We start from the raw sequence: 3,718 nt of genomic DNA, 5'->3' as shown, positions 1-3,718 counted from the left end.
TTGGTTCGCTCGCTACGCAGGCGGCGGCCGTCGATCCGGGCAAGTCTAGAGGCGTTGGTTGCGGGCAAGACACTCAATCATCAGGGCGTTCGTGGCCATCAGCCGAGGCAAGTTCGAAACCTGGACCATGGCACTCAAGATATTAGCAATCGGGATGCAGTAAGTACATCTGCAGAAAGGGGAGGCCAAAAGTGCAAATTGTAGCTTTTTGGACTCACCCGCAATGTCAAATATCATCCCTAAGCATTTAAACCGTAACTGCCCAGGTTTCCTTGTGATTTTAAGCCGCGCGTAGGGCCTTTTCGAGATCCCCCGGGTCACGGGTCAGTGCTCCGATAATGTTCCAGCCCTGCTTTCTGGCGGTTGAGAGGAACCCGCGGATAGTCGCGAAGTCGGCGGCGCCTTCGGGCGAGCGGAAGCCGCCGGAGATTTTCATGCGCAGCTTCATCATGCGCACGTCACGTTCGGCCTCGTTGTTGCTGAAGGGCACGGCGGGATCGCGCAGAAAGCGCAGCGTGTCGCTTCGCCGGGCCAGCAAGCGCAGCAGCAGATTGTGTCCGGTGCGTCGCGGCGCGCGGCCCCGGGTTTTGCCGCCGGGTCTGGCTACGGCCCGCGCCAATGGCGGCTGCGCCTCGTGAAAGGCGAGGCCCGCCGCGACAATCGCGTCGAAGCGACGCTCGATGCATGCGACGAGGCCCGGCTTGAGAGCCACGCCGGCGTCGCGCGCGAGGTTGGCGGCGTGACAGGCTCTGCGCAACAATCGTTGCATCTGGCGGGCCCAATCCTCCTTCTCGATCTCGACGAGCGCCTTCAACTCGCGAAGGTGATGCGCGTTACACAGCGCGTGCAGCACGCCGGTCATCGTGTAATAGGGCTTCCAGTGGTCGTGCACGACAATCCCCGCGACGCCGGCGAGCAGGGAGCCGCGTTTGGCGCACGTGCGATAGAACGTCAGCAGGACCGTGCAGGCCACGTGCAGCCATTGCGTCTTGCCGCCGATGCGAAAGCCGGTCTCGTCCATGTGTTTAACCGGCGCGCCGGCGACGAGACCGCGCACTGTTTCGGAAAAGCCCTTCAGGCGCACGGCGCAGGCGCGGCTCATGCCCTCGATCGTCGCGGCGGCGATCCTGACGCCAAACAGATCGGCCATGAGCGCGACGAGGCGCTTTTGCGGGAGCATTTGCTGGTGCGTCAGATAGATCGCGAAGGCGGCGATCCGCGCGCCATATTGCACGGGCGCGTTCACGCCGTCGGGAAACGCGCCCCGCGTTCGCGCGCCGCAGCCCGCGCATTGGCAGACATGCGCGCGATGCTCGGTGACGACGAGCGGGCGCGGCTCGGGCAGGTCGTGCACCTGACGCGCCGCGTGATCGAGCGCCATGCCGCGCGTCAAGGCTCCGCCGCATCCAGAACAGATCGACGGAAAATGATCGACGATCGCGTCGGGGGCGGCGGATTGCCGGAGAGTCTCGCCCTCGTGGCCTTTCTGCCCGCCCGGCTTTTTGTTCGAGCGCTCGCGCAGGCTCGCCACCCGCGCCGGCTTCTTCATCCCGTCGCTCGACGGCGGCTTGCCGCTGTTGGAGCTGTTCAGGCCGAGCCGGCGCTCGAGTTCCGCAACCCGAGCCATAAGCGCGGCGATTTGCGCCGCCTGCGCCTCGATCAGCGCGATCAGTTCTTCACGGGACGGAACATCTGGCGATCCAGCGACCATCCGATTCTTGAATCGGAACGCGATTCCCGCGTCCAGGAAAATCTGCTAAAAATCACGGTGCCAGGAAACAACCTGGGCAGTTACGAGTTTTTTAACCGAATGGGTTGAGCAATTAGAGCATAGTTCGGCAGCACACACACTTGACCGCTTCCACCCGGACCGGCTCAACACGACACCGGAATAGCGGCCGAAGTATTGGGTCTGCGCGGCAGCGGTTGCACGAGGAGACTTTTATTTTATGCCTCTTCAGGTAATCGAGTGGGTGATTTTGGAAGGGGAACACAGCAAGAAGCTTGTGGATAGTGGGCTTTCCGGACTTTGATGGTTGCGGATTCTTGTCACGCTGAGGGATGGGCAAGGATCGGAAGCGGCGGCGTCGCCTGTCGGATGGATATCGGTTTGCAGGCTTTCGTCCGGATGAGTTCGTGCGCGGCGTGTTCGGCGAGCCGGACGTGCGCATCGTCAGTCTGCATCGGCGCTCAAAAAAACCGTGTGCGGCTGCTGCGGGCAGGTGCAGAAGGGCTGGTATGATCGGCGGGTTCGCCAAGTCCGCGACCTGTCGAGTGGAGGCCATCGGATACGGCTCGAGCTGGAGGTGCGGCGCCTCGATTGTCGCAACTGTGGCGGCGTGAAGCGCGAGCGCCTAGACTTCCTGGCCGACAACCCGCACTTCACCAAGCGCTTCGCGCACGAGGTCGGGCGGCGCTGCCGGGAAGCGTCGATCAGCGATGTCGCCAGGGACTTCCGGCTCGACTGGGACACGGTCAAGACGCTGGACAAGCAGTACATGCGGGCCCAGCTCGGGCGCGCCGGCATGCCCGGACCGCGCGCGATCGGGATCGACGAGATCTCGATCCGCAAGGGCCACAGCTATCGCATCGTGGTCAGCGACCTCGATCGCCGGCGGGCGATCTGGTTCGGCGGCGCGGATCGCTCCGAGGCCAGCATGGCGCAGTTCTACGACTGGCTGGGCCCCAGGAAGAGCGCCAAGGTCGAGCTCGCCGTGATGGACATGTGGAAGCCGTTCCGCACTGTCGCCAACCAGCGTGCCCCGCAGGCGGCGATCCTGTTCGACAAGTTCCACATCATGCGCCATCTCGGCGAGGCGCTCGACAAGGTGCGCAAGGCCGAATACGCCCGCGTCAGCGGCAAGGATCGGCGCTTCATCAAGGGCCAGAAGTACAATCTGCTGTCGCGCCACGACAACCTCAAGCTGGAGGGCAAGCGCTCGCTCGCGCTGCTGCTGGCCGCCAACAAGCGGCTCAACACCGCCTACCTCCTGAAGGAGGAGTTCGGCCAGCTCTGGGACTACACGCGCGAGACCTGGGCGCGCCGCTTCTTCGACAATTGGCGCGCCAAGCTCAAGTGGCAGCGGCTCGAGCCCTACCAACGCTTCGCCGACATGATCGAGCGACACTGGGACGGCATCGCCGCCTACTGCAAGCCCGAGAACAAGGTCTCGCTCGGCTTCGTCGAAGGCCTCAACAACAAGATCCGAGTCTTTCAACGGCGCGCCTATGGCCTGCGCGACGAGGAGTATCTACGCCTCAAGGTCCTCACCTGCATGCTGCCGCGGCATTGAGCCTCGCAGCGCGCCGACAGCGCGTGCCGCGATCGCTGGTCTTCCTCTTCTCCCTCCTCTCGAAGCTCATCGGGGTTGTGGCAGGGCTGGCGGGTATGTGGGCGAAGGTGAGCATTTCCCCGCGTTGCCAGGCTGCCAGTCATCCAAGTCACGGAACGCGGGGGAAGCGCAGCCGCTCCGCGAAGCGGATCGTCCACATATCCGACGGCCTCTTCACTGCCTGAGCGGCCAACCCCCAGGCAGGCAGACGCAACGGCGAGCGGTCCACATCATCTCCTCCAGCCGTTGGCCGGCGGACAGAATCCGACCAAAACCACCCACTCGATTTCCTGAAGACCCAAAAAAAGATCCGGCTCCCGAAGCAGAAGCGTCTGCCGCAGACGCTCTCCCATGCCGAGGTGCAGCGCATTCTCGGCGCTATCCAT

Annotated in this window: 2 protein-coding genes; one reads left to right on the top strand and one right to left on the bottom strand. The window is 63.7% G+C overall.

Annotation, left to right across the window (positions count from 1 at the left end; translation table 11 throughout):
* Positions 1–280 precede the first annotated feature (280 nt).
* Positions 281–1,711, bottom strand: a complete 1,431-nt coding sequence (gene tnpC / locus ACSLE4_RS03875) for an IS66 family transposase (protein ID WP_435903164.1) — start codon at positions 1,709–1,711, stop codon at positions 281–283.
* Positions 1,712–2,201: 490 nt separating this feature from the next.
* Between tnpC and ACSLE4_RS03870 the strand changes: the two genes are divergently transcribed.
* The gene (locus ACSLE4_RS03870) at positions 2,202–3,293 is read left to right on the top strand and encodes an ISL3 family transposase (protein WP_435903163.1); all 1,092 of its coding nucleotides are present in this window, start codon (positions 2,202–2,204) and stop codon (positions 3,291–3,293) included.
* Positions 3,294–3,718 lie beyond the last annotated feature (425 nt).

Source organism: Methyloceanibacter sp. (genome assembly GCF_051306395.1).
In the GTDB taxonomy this organism is placed as follows: Bacteria; Pseudomonadota; Alphaproteobacteria; order Rhizobiales; family Methyloligellaceae; genus Methyloceanibacter.
This window is presented reverse-complemented; position numbering and strand designations above follow the sequence as displayed.